The following is a 17,075-nucleotide window of genomic DNA, read 5'->3' as shown; positions in this document are numbered from 1 at the left end:
GAGCCCCCGCCGCCGGGCATGGTCCCGAGCTGCGCCGAGGGCGGCGTCCTCGGTGTCCTGTGCGCCGCGATCGGCTCGATCCAGGTCAACGAGGCCATCAAGGTCCTCGCCGGCATCGGCGACCCGGCCGTCGGCAAGCTGGTCATCTACGACGCCCTCGAGCTGGAGTGGCGCAAGCTCAAGGTCCGCAAGGACCCCAACTGCGCGCTCTGCGGCGAGCACGCCACCGTCACCGAGCTGATCGACTACGACGCCTTCTGCGGCGCGATCTCGGAGGAGGCGGCCGACGCGGCCGCCGGCTCCACGATCTCGGTCACCCAGCTCGAGCACATGCTCAAGGAGCGCGACGCAGGCACCCGCGACTTCGTCCTGGTCGACGTGCGCGAGCCCAACGAGTACGAGATCAACCAGATCCCCGGCTCCGTGCTGATCCCCAAGGGCGACTTCCTCAACGGAACAGCGTTGTCGCAGCTTCCCTCTGTCGACACGGGCAAGCAGATCGTCATGCACTGCAAGTCCGGCGTCCGCTCCGCCGAGACCCTCGCGATCGTGAAGGGTGCCGGCTACGCCGACGCCGTGCACGTCGGTGGCGGCGTGGTGGCCTGGGTCAACCAGATCGACCCCAGCCAGCCGTCGTACTGATCAGCGTGAGACCCGTCACGGGCGAGTAGTCATTTGTGACTACTCGCCCGTAACTCTTCGGGTGGGTGTGTCGTTGAGCACGACGACCGCACCCGTCGGCACCGTTGCCGACCCACTCAGGAGGGTTATCACTCGATGCTCGCTGCACCGAAGTCCACGCGCCGCCTCGCAGCTCTGGCCGCCGCGTTCTCCAGCGCCGCCCTGGCTGTCACCCTGGCCGGCGCCCCCGGCGCCGAGGCCGCCAGGCCCGCCAAGTCCACCAAGTCCCTCCGCGTCGCCACCTGGGCGCCCGCTGCCTCGGCCGGCATCACGCCGGGCGTGCAGACCAACACCGCGGGCAGCGGTCAGTGCACCGCCAACTTCGTCTTCACCGACGCCGCCGGTGCCGTCTACCTCGGTCAGGCCGCCCACTGCGCCAGCACCGGTGCGGCCACCGACACTGACGGCTGCCTCGCCGAGTCCCTGCCCCTCGGCACCCGCGTGACCTTCAACCGAGGTGGCTCGCTGCTGAGCGCCGGAGAGCAGGTCGGCGCCGGCGAGCTGGTCTACAGCTCCTGGCTGACCATGCAGGGTCGCGGCGAGAGCGACGCCAACGCGTGCGCCTACAACGACTTCGCGCTGGTCAAGATCGACGCCGGCGACGTCGCCGACGTCAACCCGAGCATCCCCTTCTGGGGCGGCCCGGTGGGTGTCAACCAGGCCGGCACCGCCGCGGGCGACCGCGTCTACAGCTTCGGCAACTCCGGCATCCGCTTCGGCATCGAGCAGCTCTCGCCCAAGACCGGCGCCAGCCTGGGCACCGACGGTGGCGGCTGGAACCACCCCGTCTACACGCTGACCCCCGGCGTCCCCGGAGACTCCGGCTCGGCGTTCCTCGACGGTGAGGGCAAGGCCCTCGGCACGCTGTCGACGCTCGCGCTGGCCCCGCTGCCCGCCTCCAACGGTGTCGGCGACCTGTTCCGCGAGCTCTCCTACGCCCAGCAGTTCAGCGGCATCGGCGGTCTCAAGCTGGCCCTCGGCACGGAGCCGTTCGCCCCGATCCTCTGACGCACCAGACGCACCACCCGGGATCATGACGATGGCCCCGTCCTCACGCAGGACGGGGCCATCGTCATGCTCCGGCGCCTCACCCAGGAGGTACGTTGCTCGGCATGGCAGACGCTCGGCCGCCCCGGAGCGGATCGTCCGCCCTGGCTGTCCTGGGGGTCCTGGCGGTGACGGGGCTGCTGCTGGTGCTCGGCACCTGGGCAGCCTCGATCGGGCCGGACGACGTCGCCGACGACCAGGGCAGCGCCGACGTGTCGCTGTCGCGCAACACCGATCCGAACACCGCGACCGGCCCCCGCACCGTCCCTGACCCGCAGCCGCTCGACCCGCGCCCGGTCGAGTCGTCGGGGTGGGCCCGGGTGCTCGGCACCCTCGTGGTCTCGGCCATCGTCCTGGTGGCGGTCGTCCTGCTGGGTCGTCGCCTCCTCGCCGTCGTACGACGACTGGCGCTGCTGCGGCGCCGCTCACGCCCGCAGGCGTCCCCCGAGGAGGACTTCGACACCCTCTCCCAGCCCTCGCCGGCCGTGGCGCAGGCGATCCTCGAGGACGCCCCCGACCAGCGTGACGCGCTCGCCGAGGGCTCGCCCCGCAACGCGATCGTCGCCTGTTGGCACCGCTTCGAGACCCAGGCGGCCGGGGTGGGGGTGGCCCGCCTGCCCCACGAGACGTCCTCGGAGTTCACGCTGCGCCTGTTGGACCTGGTCTCGGCCGACCGGCACTCGGTGTCGACGCTGGCAGCGCTCTACCGCGAGGCGCGCTTCTCCGACCACGAGATCGACGAGCAGGCCCGCGCCGAGGCGGGCGCGGCGCTCGAGGAGCTGCACGCCGACCTCGCCCGACGCTGGGCCACCCGAGTCGTCGACCGGGCCGTCGACCGGGGCCGGGCGCGATGAGGCCGGTCCACTGGGGTCGGCGCGGCGCCCTCGCCGTCGTCATGGCGGCCGTCGTGCTGGGTGTCGGCGAGGTGGCCGAGACCGGGTTCGACCCCCTGCGGGTCTGCCTCCTGGTCGTGCTCCTGGTCGCCGCCGTCGGGTTCGTGCTCGACGCCCTGGGAGAGCCGGGACCCACCTGGAGCACCGACACCGTGCGCCCCGCGGCCCCGCGTGGTCTCGACCTGCAGACCCAGCGCTACCTCAGCGTCATGGAGAGCCACATGGCCGCCACCCTGCCCGACCGGGCACTGCGCGACCGCCTGGTGCTGCTGGCGGGACGCACCCTGAGGCTGCGTCACGGGGAGCGGCCCGACACCCTGCGCGGTCGTGAGCTGCTCGGTCCCGAGCTGGCCTCGCTGTTCACCGACCCACCGCGCCGCCTGACCAGGTCCGAGATCGAACGACACGTGCAGAGGATCGAGTCCCTATGACCCAGCCGACCCCCGCTGGCACCCCCGCTGGCCCCCCGATGAGCACCGACGAGGCCGCGGGCACCGCGAGCCGCGTGCTCGACCAGGTCCAGCAGGCGGTCGTCGGCAAGCGCGAGCCGCTGGTGCTCGTGCTCACCGCCGTGCTCGCCAAGGGTCACGTGCTGATCGAGGACTTCCCGGGGCTGGGCAAGACGCTGGCGGCCAGGTCGTTCGCCCAGGCGCTCGGCCTCGACTTCTCCCGTGCGCAGTTCACCCCGGACCTGCTGCCCTCCGACCTCACCGGCTCCTTCCTCTACGACCAGCGCCGCGGCGAGTTCGAGTTCCGCCAGGGGCCGCTCTTCGCGGGGCTGCTGCTGGCCGACGAGATCAACCGGACGCCGCCCAAGACCCAGTCGGCGCTGCTGGAGGCGATGCAGGAGCGCCAGGTCACGGTCGAGGGGGAGACCTTCGTGCTGCCCGAACCGTTCCACGTCGTCGCCACGGCCAACCCGATCGAGTACGAAGGCACCTACCCGCTCCCGGAGGCCCAGCTCGACCGGTTCCTGATGCGGGTCGGCTTCGGCTACCCCAGCCTCCAGGAGGAGTACGACGTGCTGGCCCGGCGCATGGACCGCGGACGGGAGGAGGTGGTCCTGGACCAGGTCACCGACGCCGCGGGCCTGCGCGCCATGCAGGAGGCGGTCGAGACGGTGCGGGTCGACCCGAGCGTCGCGCGCTACTGCGTCGACCTCGCCGTCGCCACCCGCGCCCACCGTGAGGTGCTGACCGGGGCGTCGCCGCGTGGCTCGCTGGGACTGGTGCTCGCGGCGCGTGCGTTCGCGCTCCTGCGAGGCCGCGACTACGTCATCCCCGAGGACGTCAAGGCGATCGCCCGTCCGGTGCTGGCCCACCGGATCACCATCAAGCCCGAGCTGTGGATGAGCGCCAGCAGCGGCACCTCGGTCGTGGACGACGTCCTCGACCGGGTGACGACGCCCTCGGCGCTCGAGCGCTGAGGAGGTCTCGCGATGACCGGGATCCCGCAGTGGCGACCGACCGCCGCCACCAGCCGCGCCGCCGTGGTGGCCACGGCCGGCACGCTTGCGGCCGTGCTCGCCGGCCGCCCCACGCTGCTGGTGCTCGTGGCCCCGTTGGTCGTCGCCACCGCCCTCGCTCTCGCCGGTCGCCCTCGCCGGACACCGTCGGTCCGCTCGGACTTCGACCACCACGCGCTCCACGAGGGGCAGGGCACCACGTCGCGCCTGGTCCTGACCGACGCCGAGGACGTCGAGCAGGTCACCCGCGTCGCGTCGCGCGAGCCCTTCGTGTCCGTCCGCCCCCACGGCGGGCGGGTGACGGGGCTGCTCGCCGCCGGCGCCGTCGACCTGGAGTTCGGTCCTCGGCGGTGGGGCCGCCGGGTCGTCGGTGAGGAGGTGGTCGCGCTGACCTCTCCCTGGGCCGGCTTCCGCTGGGGGCCGAGCACGATCATCGGCGACCAGGTCCGAGTGCTGCCGGTCGGCCTGCACTACGCCTCGCACGCCGAGTCGCCCCAGCCGCGAGGGCTCGTCGGCGCCCACCGCTCGTCACGTCCGGGCAGCGGCACTGAGTTCGCCGGGATCCGGGCCTTCGTGCCCGGCGACCGGTTGCGCCGCATCAACTGGCGCGTCTCGGCCCGCACCGACCGGCTCCACGTCACCACGACCCGCGCCGAGGAGGACTCCGGCGTGCTGCTGGTCGTCGACGCGATCGCCGACCACGGCCGCTCCGGGGGGGTCGGCGGGGCCGAGAGCAGCCTCGACCTGACGGTCCGCGCCGCCGCCGCGGTCGCCGAGCACGCGACCCGTCAGGGCGATCGGGTGTCGCTGCGGGTGCTGGGCCGCTCCACCCTCCAGGTCGGCTACGGCTCCGGCCGGCGTCACCTGCGCCGCGTGCTCGGCACGCTGGCGTCGATCCAGCCCGGGGCAGCGCACGACGGCGAGCTCGAGCGGCTCCAGCTCCGTGCCACCGAGGGCACCATGGTCGTCGTGCTGTCGCCGATGCTGGCCGAGGTCGTCGCGACCCTCACCGCGACCGCCGTACGCCGCGGCCTGCCGACGTTGGTCGTCGACACCATGCCGGCGGACGCAGAGCCGGGCCTCCCCCCGGAGGCCGACCCGCTCCTGGCCGACCTCGCGTGGCGGATGCGGCGCCTCGAGCGGGAGCAGGTGCTGGCGAGCCTGGCCACGCTCGGCTGCCCGGTGGTGCCGTGGCGGGGACCGGGCACCATCGACGAGGTCACCCACCGCCTGGCCCGCCGGGCCCGCCAGCCGCACCTGGGGTCACGATGATCGGCCAGGCGATCCGCTCGTGGAGCCGGGGACAGTGGGCCCTCCGGCTGGTGGTGCTGGCCGGTCCCGTGCTGGCGACGTGGGCTGCCGGTCTCACCGGCGACCCGCCCGGTCGGCTCGCGCTCGGCGTCGTCGTGGTGGCGAGCCTGGGCTTCGCGGTGTTCCCCGAGTCGGCGGTCGGCACGATCGCCTTCGCGACGGTGCTGCTCACCTGGGGGTTGGGTTCCTCGCCGTCGACCCCACCCGAGGCCGTGCTCGCGGCCGGCGCGCTGGTCGCGTCCCACGTGGCCGCCCTGGTGGTGTCCTACGGCCCGGACGACGTGCCGCTGGACCGTCGCCTGACGCTGACCTGGCTGGTGCGCGGCTCCGCGCTGTTCGTCGTCGCACCGGTGGTGTGGCTGCTGGCCACGGGCCTGGAGGGCCAGCCGGAGCCGGCCGGTCTCTGGGTGGCCGCGGTCGCCGCGCTCGCGGTGGCGGGGGTGGTCGCGACGACGTCGCTGGGGCCGAGGAGGGCGACATGACCGAGGACTACGTGGAGGAGGTGCTGTCGGTCGTCGAGCGGGTCCCGCGCGGGCGGGTCACGACCTACGGCGCGATCGCGGACGTGGTCGGCGGTGGCCCGCGGCAGGTCGGTGCGTGCCTGTCCCGCCACGGCGGGCCCGTGCCGTGGTGGCGGGTGGTGCGCAGCAACGGGTCGCTGCCGCCGAGCCACCACGATGAAGCGCGTCAGGCCTACCTCGAGGAGGGCACCCCGCTGCGCCGTTCGGGCAGCGTCGACATCGCGGCGGCCTTCTGGTCGCCGGCCGCCTCGTGACAGGTGTGCGCCGAGTCGGCGCGATGTTGCACCGCGAACGCCGAGTCGGCGCGATGTTGCAGGGCTCCTGGGAGCACCATTGCGCCGACTCGGCGTCGTCGGGTCCTCACCGCAGCCGCTCGAGGTAGGTCGCCGCCTGGTGCAGCTCGTGGAGTCGGCGCTCCCAGGTCACCCCCACCACGGTCAGGACCGTGCCGGCCAGGCCGATGACGACCCACTGCGGCGTCTGCTGTGCGTACGGCGCCAGCTCGCGCAGCACCAACAGCCCGCCGACCACGGCGCCGACGACCAGGGGCGCGCTCCAGCGCAGCCGGGCGCCGAGCAGGGCGAGCGCGAGGCACGCGGCACCGAGCAGGAGCGCCCGGAGCGAGATCGGGTCGCCGGCGAGCACCCACAGCAGCGACGGCACGGTGGCGAGCACCAGGCCGGGGCCGAGCGTGGTCGTGCTGGCGGCCTCGGGGGCGGTGCGGAGGCGGTGCAGCCCCAGGAGGACCAGGGCGGCAGCGGTCGGCAGGGTGTAGGCCTCGGGTGCCTCGACCCCCAGGTCGGCGAGCCGGACCCAGGTGGCGGCGGCGAGCAGGAGCCCGCCGACCCACCCCAGCGGGCGGCGCGAGGTGTGGACCAGGCTGGTCGCGGTGACCAGCGCGCCGGCCACGGTGAGGTGGACGGCCAGTGCCGTGGGCTCGTCGACGGCCGCAGCCACCGACAGCACGGCCGCCGTGGCACCGGCGAGCGCCGCCGAGGTCTCCAGCTCCACGCGGGGCCGGGCGATCGCGAGCAGCCCGACGACCACCAGGACGGGCACCGCGCGCAGGACGGTGTCGGCGTCGGCGAGGTCCGCGGCGGACCACATCGTCGCGGCCAGGGCGACCGGGAGGGTGACGCCGCCCAGCAGGTCGGCCTCGGGGAACCGGCCGCGGAGCAGGAGCGCGGTCGCGGCCAGCGTCAGCAGGGCCAGGGTCCCGGTCAGGAGCGCCGGCGAGGGCAGCGAGGCCACGACCGCGGCGAGGAGGACGACCCCGCCGACGACGGCACGGACGGTGCCCGCTCGTGCGTCGTGACGCAGGCCGTCGGTGACCAGGGCGGCACCGACCACGGCTGTCGCGACGACCACGGTCCACAGCGGGACCCCGAGGAGGGCCAGCGTCGCGACGGCCGTGACGACGAGTGCCAGGGGCGCGAGGGTGCGCACGAACCGCTGCACGACGGGCAGGGCGACCGCGACCAGCAGGAGCAGGGCGGTCGTGGCGGGCACGAGCAGGGCCGGGTGCACCAGGGCGTCGTCGTCGGACAGACGGAGGTCCTGGCCGTCGACCAGGAGCACGCGGCTGCCCGCGTCGAGGAGGAGGGCAGCCGCGACGACGGTGACCGGGAGCGCGGCGAGCGCTGCGGGGACGAGGGCGAGGGCGGACCAGGCGCGGGGCATGAGGCGCGCGGTGGCCGTGGCGGCGAGGAGCACGCCGAGGGCGACTGCGGTCGCTGTCGTGAGGGGCTCGTCGAAGGCGGGCGCGGTCAGGATCCCGGTCGTGAGGACGGTGGCACCGGTGAGGCAGGTGAGCGCCAGCTCGTGGCGACGGTCGAGCACCAGCGGCAGCAGGAGCAGCGCCGCGGCGACGAGGACACCCCAACCCGTGCCGCCCCACACCCCGGCGAAGCTGACGACGCCGTCGACCTCGAGGCCGTCGAGAGAGGAGACGAGCAGGTCGAACCACGCGAAGCCGGCGCCGACCAGGGCCGCCCAGGGGAGCACCGTGCGCCGGGTGGTGCGCCCGACGAGCGCGAGGGCCGCGAACGCGAGGACGACGAGCGTCGGGACGAGGAGGTCCTGCCCGTCGACCGTGCCCTCCGTGCCGGCCCAGGTGAGGCCGAGCCCCAGGGCGGCGGTCAGCTGCGGGACGACCAGCCGGGTGGGGGTGAGGGCCAGCCCCAGCGAGACGGAGCCGAGCACGCCGCCGACCACGGCGACGAGACCGGCGGTCGACAGGTCACCGAGCCAACCCGCGCTGTCGGCGCCCACCACGTCGAGGGTCAGCAGGCCGAGCGCGACGACGGTCAACGCCTCTCCGGCCACGCGGAGCCCGCGCCCTGCGAGCCATGCGCCCGTGCCGCCGCTGACGGCGGTGAGCGCGACCAGGACCGTCGTACGGCCCTCGATGCCGAGCCATGACCACGCGACGGCGAGGAAGATGACGGCGGCCACGAGCAGGCAGGTGGCGCCGAGGCCGAGCAGGACCTGGGGGACCGTCGCCGCGCGCAGGCCCGTACGACGGGGCGAGGGCGCCGCGGCCGGCATCGGGGCGACCGGGGGGATCAGCGAGCCGCCGGTGCTCACGGCGCCGGGGCCTACGGTGACGGGGCGGGTGGCCGTGGCACGCAGCTGGCCCAGCAGGTCGTCGGCGCGGGCGAGGGTGCGCAGCAGCTCCCCGGCGAGCGGGTGGGTCAGGGGGAGGGCGCAGGACCGACACGTGTCGGCACCGGGGGGGATCGGCATGTGGCAGTCGGGGCACGTGAAGGGATCGGCGTAACGCGTCATGTGCCCAGTAAGTCCTAGTCGGGCACTCGGTGCGCGTGCGCGGTGGCTCAGTCGTGCTGAGTGCGCCTACTCAGGGTGCGCCAGCGCAGCCAGCCGCGCGAGGGCAGCCGGGGTGATCCAGTCCGCCGCCGTCGTCGCCTCGGCGATCAGGGGGACCTACGACGGCTCGTGACGAGACCGGCACCCGGAGCGAGTGGGACGTCGACGCGGTCGTCGGCGATCATGACCCCATGAGTGAGCTGTCGGTCGAGTCCACCGCCCGCGAGATGGTGACCGCGGTCCGCGAGCGGCGGATCTCGGCGCGCGAGCTGCTCGACCTGCACCTCGAGCGGATCGGTCAGCGCAACGGCAAGCTCAACGCGATCGTGTCCCTCGACGAGGAGCGAGCCCGCACAGGGGCTTCGGCAGCCGACCAGCACCTCGCGTCAGGAGCGGCCACCGGGCCGCTGCACGGCCTGCCCTTCGCGGTGAAGGACACCCACGCCACCGCCGGCTGGCGGACTACCTACGGGTCGACGATCCTCGCCGACCACGTCCCGGACACCGACGAGCTGATCGTCGAACGCCTGCGGCGAGCCGGCGTCGTGCTCCTCGGCAAGACGAACGTGCCGGAGTTCGCCGCAGGCTCCCACACCTTCAACAAGGTGTTCGGGACGACCCTCAACCCGGTCGACCCCACCAGGTCCGCTGGCGGGTCCAGCGGGGGAGCGGCCGCGGCCCTGGCCTCCGGCATGGTCCCGCTCGCCGAGGGCTCCGACATGGGCGGGTCGCTGCGCAACCCCGCGTCGTTCTGCGGGGTCGTCGGACTGCGTCCGTCCCTGGGACGGGTGCCGGAGTGGCCGCGCGACAACCAGTGGGAGGCGACGGCCACCGGCGGTCCGATGGCGCGCAACGTCGGCGACGTGGCACTGCTGCTGTCGGTCATCGCGGGCCCGGACCCACGGGCCCCGTTGGCGCTGGGCGACCCGGGCTCCACCTTCGCCCCACCGGTCGCCGGGTCCCTCCACGGGCTGCGCGTGGCCTGGTCGCTGGACCTCGGCGGGGCCTTCGCCGTGGACCGTGAGGTCGCGGCCGTGGTCGAGGAGGCCGGGCGGCTGCTGTCCCGCTCGGGCGCGCAAGTCTTCGGTGACCACCCGGACATGGAGGGCGCCGAGGAGGCGTTCCGGACGCTGCGGGCATGGCTCTTCCAAGCGAAGCTCGGCCCGCTGCTGGCGCGTGAGCCCGATGCCTTCAAGGCCTCGCTCGCCGACAACATCCGCGCGGGGGAGTCGCTCACCGGCTCCGACGTCGCCCGGGCCTACGCGCAGCGCACGACCCTGGCCGAGCGGATGCGGGTGTTCTTCCAGCGCTACGACGTCCTGGTGCTGCCGGTCTCGCAGGTGCCGCCCTTCCCCGCCGACCAGGAGTTCCCCACCGAGATCAACGGCGTGGCGCTGACGTCCTACCTCGACTGGATGCGCTCGGCCTACCTCGTCACGATGACCGGGTGCCCGGCCATCTCGGTGCCGGCAGGCACGACGCCGGGCGGGTTGCCCGTGGGGCTGCAGATCGTGGCGCCCCACGGCGCCGACCGCCGGCTGCTCGAGGTGGCTGCCGCGTTCGAGCAGGCACGGGCGTACTCCCGCTGAGGGTCTCGGGGGCGTTCCTCGCTGATGCCCATCGCTGCTCGACCGGCAGAGCTGTGGAGAACCAGGCGCGTTCTGTGCATGAGCAGGGCCCGATCTGTGGAGGAGCGGCCCACTTCCGGTGGAACCAGGAGAATGTCTCGCGCACCCCTTGTGTCGGACGTCACACCAGGCGTAGAACTACTCCCACGCACTCCCCCCGGGGAGAGCGGGACAGCTCGGAGACGAGGGTCCAGACGACGGAGAACCGGCTCGCCCGGGGACCTGTCGCGGCAGTCGGGTGATGCGGCTGCCGGGGCCGGAGATGACGAGCAGTCGATCGCGAGCATCACCGAGACCGATCACCCAGAAGGGCCCTTGTGACTCATACTCACGAGGGCCCTTCGCCTATGCCCGGGGACTCCTTTCCGGGCGTCCCCGGGCCGGATGACCTTGCTCTGCGATACCTTCCGGGGCATGGAGAGGGCTCGGGACCTTGCCGCGCAGCAGCGTGCGTTCCGGATCGTGCTGCCCGCATCCGTGGTGGGGGTCGTCGGTTTCGGGCTGCTCCTCGAGGTGCACCACCCGACCAACCTGAGCGCCGCCGCGAGCGGCATCGGGCTCCTGGTGGCCGGCCTCTTCACCCTCCTCGCCTGCGCTGCGCGCGCCCGGCGTACGACGGGACGCCGCCGGCGCTCCTGGCTGCTGCTGACCAGCGCGGCCGTCGTCGCCGTCGCGGGCAACGTGTGGTCGAGCGCCGTCGGTGCCGACCCGGTGGCGGCCCCGAGCGTCGTCGGCGAGACCACGATCGGGGTGGCACTGCTGCTCTCGATCGTCGGAGTCCTGAACTTCCCCACGACCCGGCGGCGCGGGGTCGACCAGGTGCTGATGTCCCTGGACGGCTTCGTCGCCGCTGCCGCCGTGCTCGTGATGTCGTCGGTCCTGGTCTACGACGAGCTCATCGGGTCGGCCTCCGGCAGCCTGGCGGCCCGAGCCGTCGACCTGGCCTTCCCGGTGCTCGACGTCCTGCTCGCGACGGTGGCGGTCCTGCTGGTGCTGCGCGGCAGCGGCGCGGACCGGCTCCCGCTGGCCCTGATCGCCAGCGGCTTCGTGATGTACGCCGTCGGCGACCTGACCTTCGCCGTGCGCGCCGCGCAGGAGACCTTCGAGTTCGGCACGGTGCTCGACCTCGGCTGGATCACCGGCTACGTCCTCATCGGGCTCGCAGCGTGCTTCCCCAGCACCGTTCAGGACGCGCCCGCGACCACGCACGACACCGACGCGACCGACGCCTGGGGCACGGCCCTGGTCGTCGCGTCCTTCCTCGTGGCCGGAGCCGTGCAGGTTGCTGCCGGCGAGGGTCGGCTCGAGCGACCGCAGGCGGTCCTGTGGCTCGTGCTCATCGTCGCTGCGGGCGCGCGGCAGGCACTGCTCGCGCGGGACAACGCCCAGCTCCGCCGTGGCCTGGAGCGCCGGGTGGCGGAGCAGACCACCGACCTGCGTCGGCTCGCGCGTCAGACCGAGGTGCTCCTGACCTCGGTCGGCGACGGCATCTACGGCGTCGATGTCGACGGCCGGGTCACGTTCATCAACCCGTCGGGTGCGGCCGCTCTGGGCCACCGCGCCGATGACCTGCTCGGTCGCCACGCCCACGACCACTTCCACGCGCCCGACCCGCAGGGGCTGCCCTACCCGTGGAGCGGCTGCTACGTCACGGAGGCCATCTCCGGCATCGTGACCAACGCCGAGGAGGACAGCTACGTCCGCGCGGACGGTTCGACGTTCCCCGTCGAGATCACCGCGAGCCCCGTGGTCGATGAGGGGCTCGTCCAGGGCGCGGTCGTGGTCTTCCGCGACGTCACGCAGCGACGCGAGGTCGACCGGATGAAGAACGAGTTCCTCTCGGTGGTGAGCCACGAGCTGCGCACCCCGCTCACCTCCATCCGGGGATCGCTGGGGCTGCTCGCCGGTGGGGTCCTCGGCGACCTCAGCACGAGCGCGCGGTCGGTGCTGACGATCGCGGTGCAGAGCAGCGAGCGGCTGACGCGCCTGATCGACGACGTCCTCGACCTCGAGCGCATCGAGTCCGGCACGCGGGCCATGGAGGTCGCCAGGATCGAGGCGGGCGACCTCGTGTCCGCGGCGGTCGCGCAGATCGACGGGCTGGCGCGCTCGATGAGCATCGAGGTCCGGATCGGCTCGTGCGTCGGTGTCGTCCGTGCCGACGAGGACCAGATCATCCAGACCCTGACCAACCTGCTGGGCAACGCCATCAAGTTCTCCGACGTGGGCGGCCGCGTCGTCGCCGACACCGTCCCCGAGGACGGCCCCGGAGCCCGGCCCGGCGAGGTCGTCTTCCGGGTCCGGGACGAGGGGCGGGGGATCCCCGCCGACAAGCTGGAGGCGATCTTCGAGCGCTTCGAGCAGGTCGACTCATCCGACGCCCGTGTCAAGGGCGGCACCGGCCTCGGCCTGGCCATCAGTCGCTCCATCGTCGAACGTCACGGCGGCCGGATCTGGGCCGAGAGCTCGCACGGCCACGGCACCACCCTGTACTTCAGCCTGCCTCGGGCTGAGTCCCCCCTGAAGGAGTCACCTGCGTGAACCACGTCCCCTCCACGATCCCCGACGGCTCCGCCCCGGACATCACCGTCCGCAGCGGCAGCGGGGTCGGGCGGACTGCCCTGGCCGCGTTCGACAGGGCGCTGCTCGACGCGGGGGTGTCCAACTTCAACCTCATCGCCTTGTCGTCGGTGATCCCGCCGGGCAGTGCCGTCCGGCTCGAGAGCGACGACCTCGGTGGCGTGCACGGGGACCGGCTCTACTGCGTGCTGTCCGCAGCCCATGCCGAGCAGCCGGGAGAGATCGTCTGGGCCGGGCTCGGCTGGGTCCGCGACCCCGACACCGGGGCCGGGCTCTTCGTGGAGCAGCACGCGGGCAGTGAGGAGTCCCTGCTCGAGATGATCACGCTGACCCTCACCGACATGGTCGAGAGCAGGGGCGGCGGCTACGGCGAGGTCGAGACCATGGTCTCCTCGGCACACTGCGTGGACCGGCCGGTCTGTGCCCTGGTCCTGGCCGCCTACTCGGTCGTCTCCTGGGGTGCCGATGCGCGCTGAGACCACGCACCCCCCGACGGTGACGATCGAGGAGACCGTCGACGAGCAGACGGCCCAGGACTACTTCGGGCTCTACCGCGAGACGTTCGGGGAGCTCGCGACCCGGGCCGTGGCCCGCCAGGTGCTGCACGAGTCGGAGTTCATGGAGGAGATGCGCGACCCCCGCGTGCACAAGTACGTCGCCCGTCTCGACGACCAGATCGTCGGCATCTCCACGCTGACCTCCGACCTCGAGACGGTGCCGTGGATCAGCCCGGACTACTTCGCGCACCACTACCCGGAGCACACCGCGCGCCGGGCGGTCTTCTACCTCGGCTTCACGCTCGTGCGTGCCGAGCACCGGCGCTCCCGGGTCTTCCAAGCCATGATCGAGCGGGTCGTCGAGCTCCTCGTCGCGGAGCGAGCGGTCTGCGCCTGGGACATCTGCGCCTTCAACGACGACTCCCTGGGCTTCGGTGCCGCGATCGAGCACTTCCTGCACAGCCAGGCCGAGGTGACGGTCGAGAAGATCGACCGCCAGACCTATTACGCCGGCACCTTCGCCGGACCGGCGCGGTCCAGATGATCCCCGCCGAGCCGGTCGTGCTGGTCGTCGACGACGACGACTCCATCCGCGAGATAGCCCAGCTGTCCCTCGAGCTGGTCGGCGGGTGGCAGGTCCTCGCAGCCGACGGGGGCGCCTCCGCCCTGGATCAGGCCGCCGAGCACCGTCCCCACGCGATCCTGCTGGACGTGATGATGCCGGTCATGGACGGCATCGAGACCTTCCACCGGCTCCGGGCCGACGAGCGGACAAAGGACATCCCCGTGATCCTCGTGACCGCCAAGCGCCAGGCCGACGAACGCCAGGTGTGGGACGGTCTCCCGATCGCCGGAGTCATCCCCAAGCCCTTCGACCCCATGACCCTCGCCCAGCAGGTGTCGGCGCTGCTCGACTGGTGAGTGCAGTCCGGCCGTTGCCGGGGTGATGATGGGTGCATGAGCCACGACCTGCTCGAGACCTACGACCTGCAGCTGCGCGGGGAGTCCGAGGTGATCGGCAGCATCGCCTGGGACCAGGACGGTCCCGTGTGGCGAGCCACCTACGGCTTCGGTGGCATGGTCACCTACCGCTCGCTCGCGCACGTCGCGGGCGCCGAGCTGGATGCGTTGGTACGCCGCAGCGTGGAGCACTTCTCCGCGGACCCCGCCGTGGACTCGGTGGAGTGGAAGACCCGGTCGCACGACGTCACCGACGACCTCCACGGCCGGCTGCTCCGCGCCGGTTTCGAGCCGGAGGACGAGGAGACGATCATGCTCGGGGAGGCCGAGGCGCTGCTCGCCGCAGCCGTCGAGCCTCCCGCGGGGATCGTCGTACGACGGGTGGACCAGCTCGCCGACCGGGTCGCCCTGCTCGAGGCGGCCGCCGACATGCAGGTCGGCGTCTTCGGGCGCGGGGGCAGCGGCGCCGACCTCCTCGCGCGCGTCGACCGCAGCGGGGGCCTCACGGAGGTCTGGGTCGCGGAGTCGTCCGACGGCGTGGTGGTGAGCGCGGGCCGGCTCGAGATCGTGCCCGGGACCGAGTGCGCCGGGCTGTGGGGCGGGGCGACCCTGCCGGGATGGCGCGGGCGGGGGATCTACCGGGCGCTGACGGGCGCTCGGGCCGGGTCGGCGATGGCGCGCGGCGTGCGCTACCTGCACAGCGACTGCACCGAGATGTCGCGGCCGATCCTGGAGCGCTCCGGCCTGCGCCGGGTCACCACCTCCACGCCCTACGTCTGGCACCGACCGTGAGCCCGCGCGGCGTTCCCGCAAGGGCGAATCGGCTGACCGGCCGGTAACCAGCACACTGAGCGGCGTGATGTACCACGTGCTGCACACCGTCGTCCCGCCGCTGGCCAAGGTCGTGTGGCGTCCGACGGTGCACGGCCTCGAGCACGTCCCCACCACCGGCGGCGTCCTCCTCGCCAGCAACCACCTCAGCTTCGCCGACTCGATGATCATCCCGATCGTGGCTCCGCGGCCCGTGGCGTTCCTCGCCAAGTCCGACTACTTCACGGGCACCGGGGTCCGGGGTGCGCTCCAGCGCGGCTGGTTCGAGGGGCTCGGGATGCTGCCCGTCGACCGCGACGACTCCAAGGCGGCGATCGCCAGCCTGGACACGGCGCTGGAGGTGCTGGGGCGTGGCGGTGCGTTCGGCATCTACCCCGAGGGCACCCGCTCGCGCGACGGCCGGCTCTACCGGGGGCGCACCGGCGTCGCGCACCTCGCGCTGACCGCGGGTGTCCCCGTCGTACCCGTCGGGCTGATCGGGACCGAGCGTCTCCAGCCCGTGGGCGCGCGGTTCCCCACGCTGGCGCGGGTCACGGTCTCCTTCGGCGAGCCGATCCAGGTGGCCGGTCGGTTCGAGGGCGTCCCGCTCGGGCGGGCTCGTCGCGAGGTCACCGACGAGATCATGGCCGCGATCCAGGGCCTCAGCGGCCAGGAGCCCGCCGGGGTCTACAACGAGCGGCCCGTCGAGGCCTGATCCGCTGGGACCGACCCGTTCTCGGTCGTCATCGACCCCGGCGGTCCGGACGGCGACGCTCTCGGCTGGATAGTGCGGGACGTTTTAGACCCACTTACGCGCCCCGAGGGTGGAAAAAGTCCCGCACATTCCGGGGGCCCGACGCTGCTGCGCGTGAGCGAGCCACTGCTGCGACCGGCCACCCCCGACGACGTCGAGGCAGTCGCCGCCATCTGGGACACCGGCTGGCACGACGGCCACGACGGACACGTCCCCGACGAGCTCACGGCCGTGCGCACGCCGGAGTCCTTCCGCACCCGCACCGCCGACCGCGTGCCGCAGACGAGCGTCGCGGTGGTCGAGGGCGTCGTGGCCGGCTTCGTGGTCGTCCACGACGACGAGCTCGAGCAGGTCTTCGTGGACCGGCGCCACCGCGGCACGGGGGTGGCGCAGGCGCTGATGGCCCAGGGCCTGCGGCGCATCGCCGGTGCCGGGCACGACCGCGCGTGGCTGGTCGCGGCGGCCGGCAACGCCCGCGCCCGCCGGTTCTACGAGCGCGAGGGCTGGGTGGACCAGGGGCTGGTCGACTACGCCGCCGAGGGCCCCGACGGTCCCATCCTCGTGCCCAACCACCGCTACGCGCTGGCCGTACGACGGCCCGCGCTCGCCGTCGTCCACGACCTGCAGCCGCACCCCGAGGGCGGGTGGTACCGCCAAACGTGGGCCTCACCCGTGACCGTCACCCTTCCCGACGGTCGGGTCCGCCCGACGGCCACGCTGATCTACTTCCTGCTGCCGGCGGGGGAGTCGTCGGCCTGGCACCGGGTGTCCTCCGCCGAGCTGTGGCTGGCGCACACGGGTGCGGTGGCCCTCGAGCTCGGTGGCGACGGTGCCGTGCCTGCCGTGGCGACGACCCACCTCGTCGACGCCTCACGCCCGCAGCTGCTCGTCGCGGCAGGCGAGTGGCAGCGCACGCTGCCCTCGACCGACGACGCGCTCGTCAGCTGCCTGGTCTCACCGGGCTTCGACTTCGAGGACTTCGAGCTCGCCTGACGTCGTCCGCCGAGCAGGTCGCCGACCTTGGTGGCTGCCGACCGGCCGTGGGACGTCATACGGATCGCGGAGTCGACAGCGGAGTCGCCTGCTCGGCTCGCATGACGCC

At 73.3% G+C, this 17,075-nt stretch carries 17 protein-coding genes; 16 read left to right on the top strand and 1 reads right to left on the bottom strand.

The genetic code is table 11. The features are described from left to right. The 8 genes from RMN98_RS07120 to RMN98_RS07085 all read left to right on the top strand — a co-directional run. A partial coding sequence (locus RMN98_RS07120; RefSeq protein WP_309648112.1) for a rhodanese-like domain-containing protein occupies positions 1 to 642 on the top strand: 642 nt, incomplete at its 5' end. A 135-nt stretch (positions 643 to 777) separates the two neighbouring features. After that, positions 778 to 1,689, top strand: a complete 912-nt coding sequence (locus RMN98_RS07115) for a hypothetical protein (protein ID WP_309648111.1) — start codon at positions 778 to 780, stop codon at positions 1,687 to 1,689. Between the two features lie 104 nt (positions 1,690 to 1,793). Beyond that, on the top strand, positions 1,794 to 2,582 hold the full coding sequence (locus tag RMN98_RS07110) for a DUF4129 domain-containing protein (RefSeq protein WP_309648110.1): 789 nt from the start codon (positions 1,794 to 1,796) through the stop codon (positions 2,580 to 2,582). Next, the gene (locus RMN98_RS07105; protein WP_309648109.1) at positions 2,579 to 3,052 is read left to right on the top strand and encodes a hypothetical protein; all 474 of its coding nucleotides are present in this window, start codon (positions 2,579 to 2,581) and stop codon (positions 3,050 to 3,052) included. Before RMN98_RS07110 ends, RMN98_RS07105 begins: the two co-directional genes overlap by 4 nt. Next, positions 3,049 to 4,047 (top strand): AAA family ATPase, encoded by a 999-nt coding sequence (locus RMN98_RS07100; RefSeq protein WP_397209042.1) that lies wholly within the window; start codon positions 3,049 to 3,051, stop codon positions 4,045 to 4,047. The genes RMN98_RS07105 and RMN98_RS07100 overlap by 4 nt, the downstream gene beginning before the upstream one ends. A 12-nt stretch (positions 4,048 to 4,059) precedes the next feature. Next, positions 4,060 to 5,358, top strand: coding sequence for a DUF58 domain-containing protein (locus RMN98_RS07095; RefSeq protein ID WP_309648108.1), 1,299 nt, complete (start codon positions 4,060 to 4,062; stop codon positions 5,356 to 5,358). Beyond that, positions 5,355 to 5,879, top strand: coding sequence for a hypothetical protein (locus tag RMN98_RS07090; RefSeq protein ID WP_309648107.1), 525 nt, complete (start codon positions 5,355 to 5,357; stop codon positions 5,877 to 5,879). The genes RMN98_RS07095 and RMN98_RS07090 overlap by 4 nt, the downstream gene beginning before the upstream one ends. Beyond that, complete coding sequence (locus RMN98_RS07085; RefSeq protein ID WP_309648106.1) at positions 5,876 to 6,172, top strand: MGMT family protein; 297 nt, start codon at positions 5,876 to 5,878, stop codon at positions 6,170 to 6,172. The genes RMN98_RS07090 and RMN98_RS07085 overlap by 4 nt, the downstream gene beginning before the upstream one ends. A gap of 106 nt (positions 6,173 to 6,278) precedes the next feature. Here RMN98_RS07085 and RMN98_RS07080 read toward each other — a convergent pair whose 3' ends face one another. Next, complete coding sequence (locus RMN98_RS07080) at positions 6,279 to 8,705, bottom strand: SCO7613 C-terminal domain-containing membrane protein (protein WP_309648105.1); 2,427 nt, start codon at positions 8,703 to 8,705, stop codon at positions 6,279 to 6,281. A 230-nt stretch (positions 8,706 to 8,935) separates the two neighbouring features. On the opposite strand from RMN98_RS07080, the gene RMN98_RS07075 reads away from it, so the two are divergent. The 8 genes from RMN98_RS07075 (at position 8,936) to RMN98_RS07040 (ending at position 16,966) form a co-directional block, all read left to right on the top strand. After that, the gene (locus RMN98_RS07075; RefSeq protein WP_309648104.1) at positions 8,936 to 10,333 is read left to right on the top strand and encodes an amidase; all 1,398 of its coding nucleotides are present in this window, start codon (positions 8,936 to 8,938) and stop codon (positions 10,331 to 10,333) included. Positions 10,334 to 10,786: 453 nt separating this feature from the next. Next, positions 10,787 to 12,913, top strand: coding sequence for an ATP-binding protein (locus tag RMN98_RS07070; protein WP_309648103.1), 2,127 nt, complete (start codon positions 10,787 to 10,789; stop codon positions 12,911 to 12,913). Then, positions 12,910 to 13,428, top strand: coding sequence for a pyruvoyl-dependent arginine decarboxylase (locus RMN98_RS07065; protein ID WP_309648102.1), 519 nt, complete (start codon positions 12,910 to 12,912; stop codon positions 13,426 to 13,428). Before RMN98_RS07070 ends, RMN98_RS07065 begins: the two co-directional genes overlap by 4 nt. Next, positions 13,418 to 13,993: a hypothetical protein gene (locus RMN98_RS07060; protein WP_309648101.1), complete on the top strand. Its 576-nt coding sequence runs from the start codon at positions 13,418 to 13,420 to the stop codon at positions 13,991 to 13,993. The genes RMN98_RS07065 and RMN98_RS07060 overlap by 11 nt, the downstream gene beginning before the upstream one ends. Continuing rightward, positions 13,990 to 14,370, top strand: a complete 381-nt coding sequence (locus RMN98_RS07055) for a response regulator (RefSeq protein ID WP_309648100.1) — start codon at positions 13,990 to 13,992, stop codon at positions 14,368 to 14,370. The genes RMN98_RS07060 and RMN98_RS07055 overlap by 4 nt, the downstream gene beginning before the upstream one ends. 36 nt (positions 14,371 to 14,406) lie before the next feature. Then, a complete protein-coding gene (locus RMN98_RS07050; protein WP_309648099.1) occupies positions 14,407 to 15,201 on the top strand; it encodes a GNAT family N-acetyltransferase in 795 nt (264 codons plus the stop codon). 67 nt (positions 15,202 to 15,268) lie between these two features. Further along, entirely contained in the window at positions 15,269 to 15,934 is a 666-nt protein-coding gene (locus RMN98_RS07045; RefSeq protein ID WP_309648113.1) for a lysophospholipid acyltransferase family protein, read from the top strand. Between the two features lie 153 nt (positions 15,935 to 16,087). Further along, entirely contained in the window at positions 16,088 to 16,966 is an 879-nt protein-coding gene (locus tag RMN98_RS07040) for a GNAT family N-acetyltransferase (protein WP_309648098.1), read from the top strand. Positions 16,967 to 17,075 lie beyond the last annotated feature (109 nt).

Source organism: Nocardioides sp., from assembly GCF_031397825.1.
Lineage (GTDB): Bacteria > Actinomycetota > Actinomycetes > Propionibacteriales > Nocardioidaceae > Nocardioides.
Note: the sequence above shows the minus strand (reverse complement) of the source record. Positions and strands in the feature narration are given on the sequence as shown.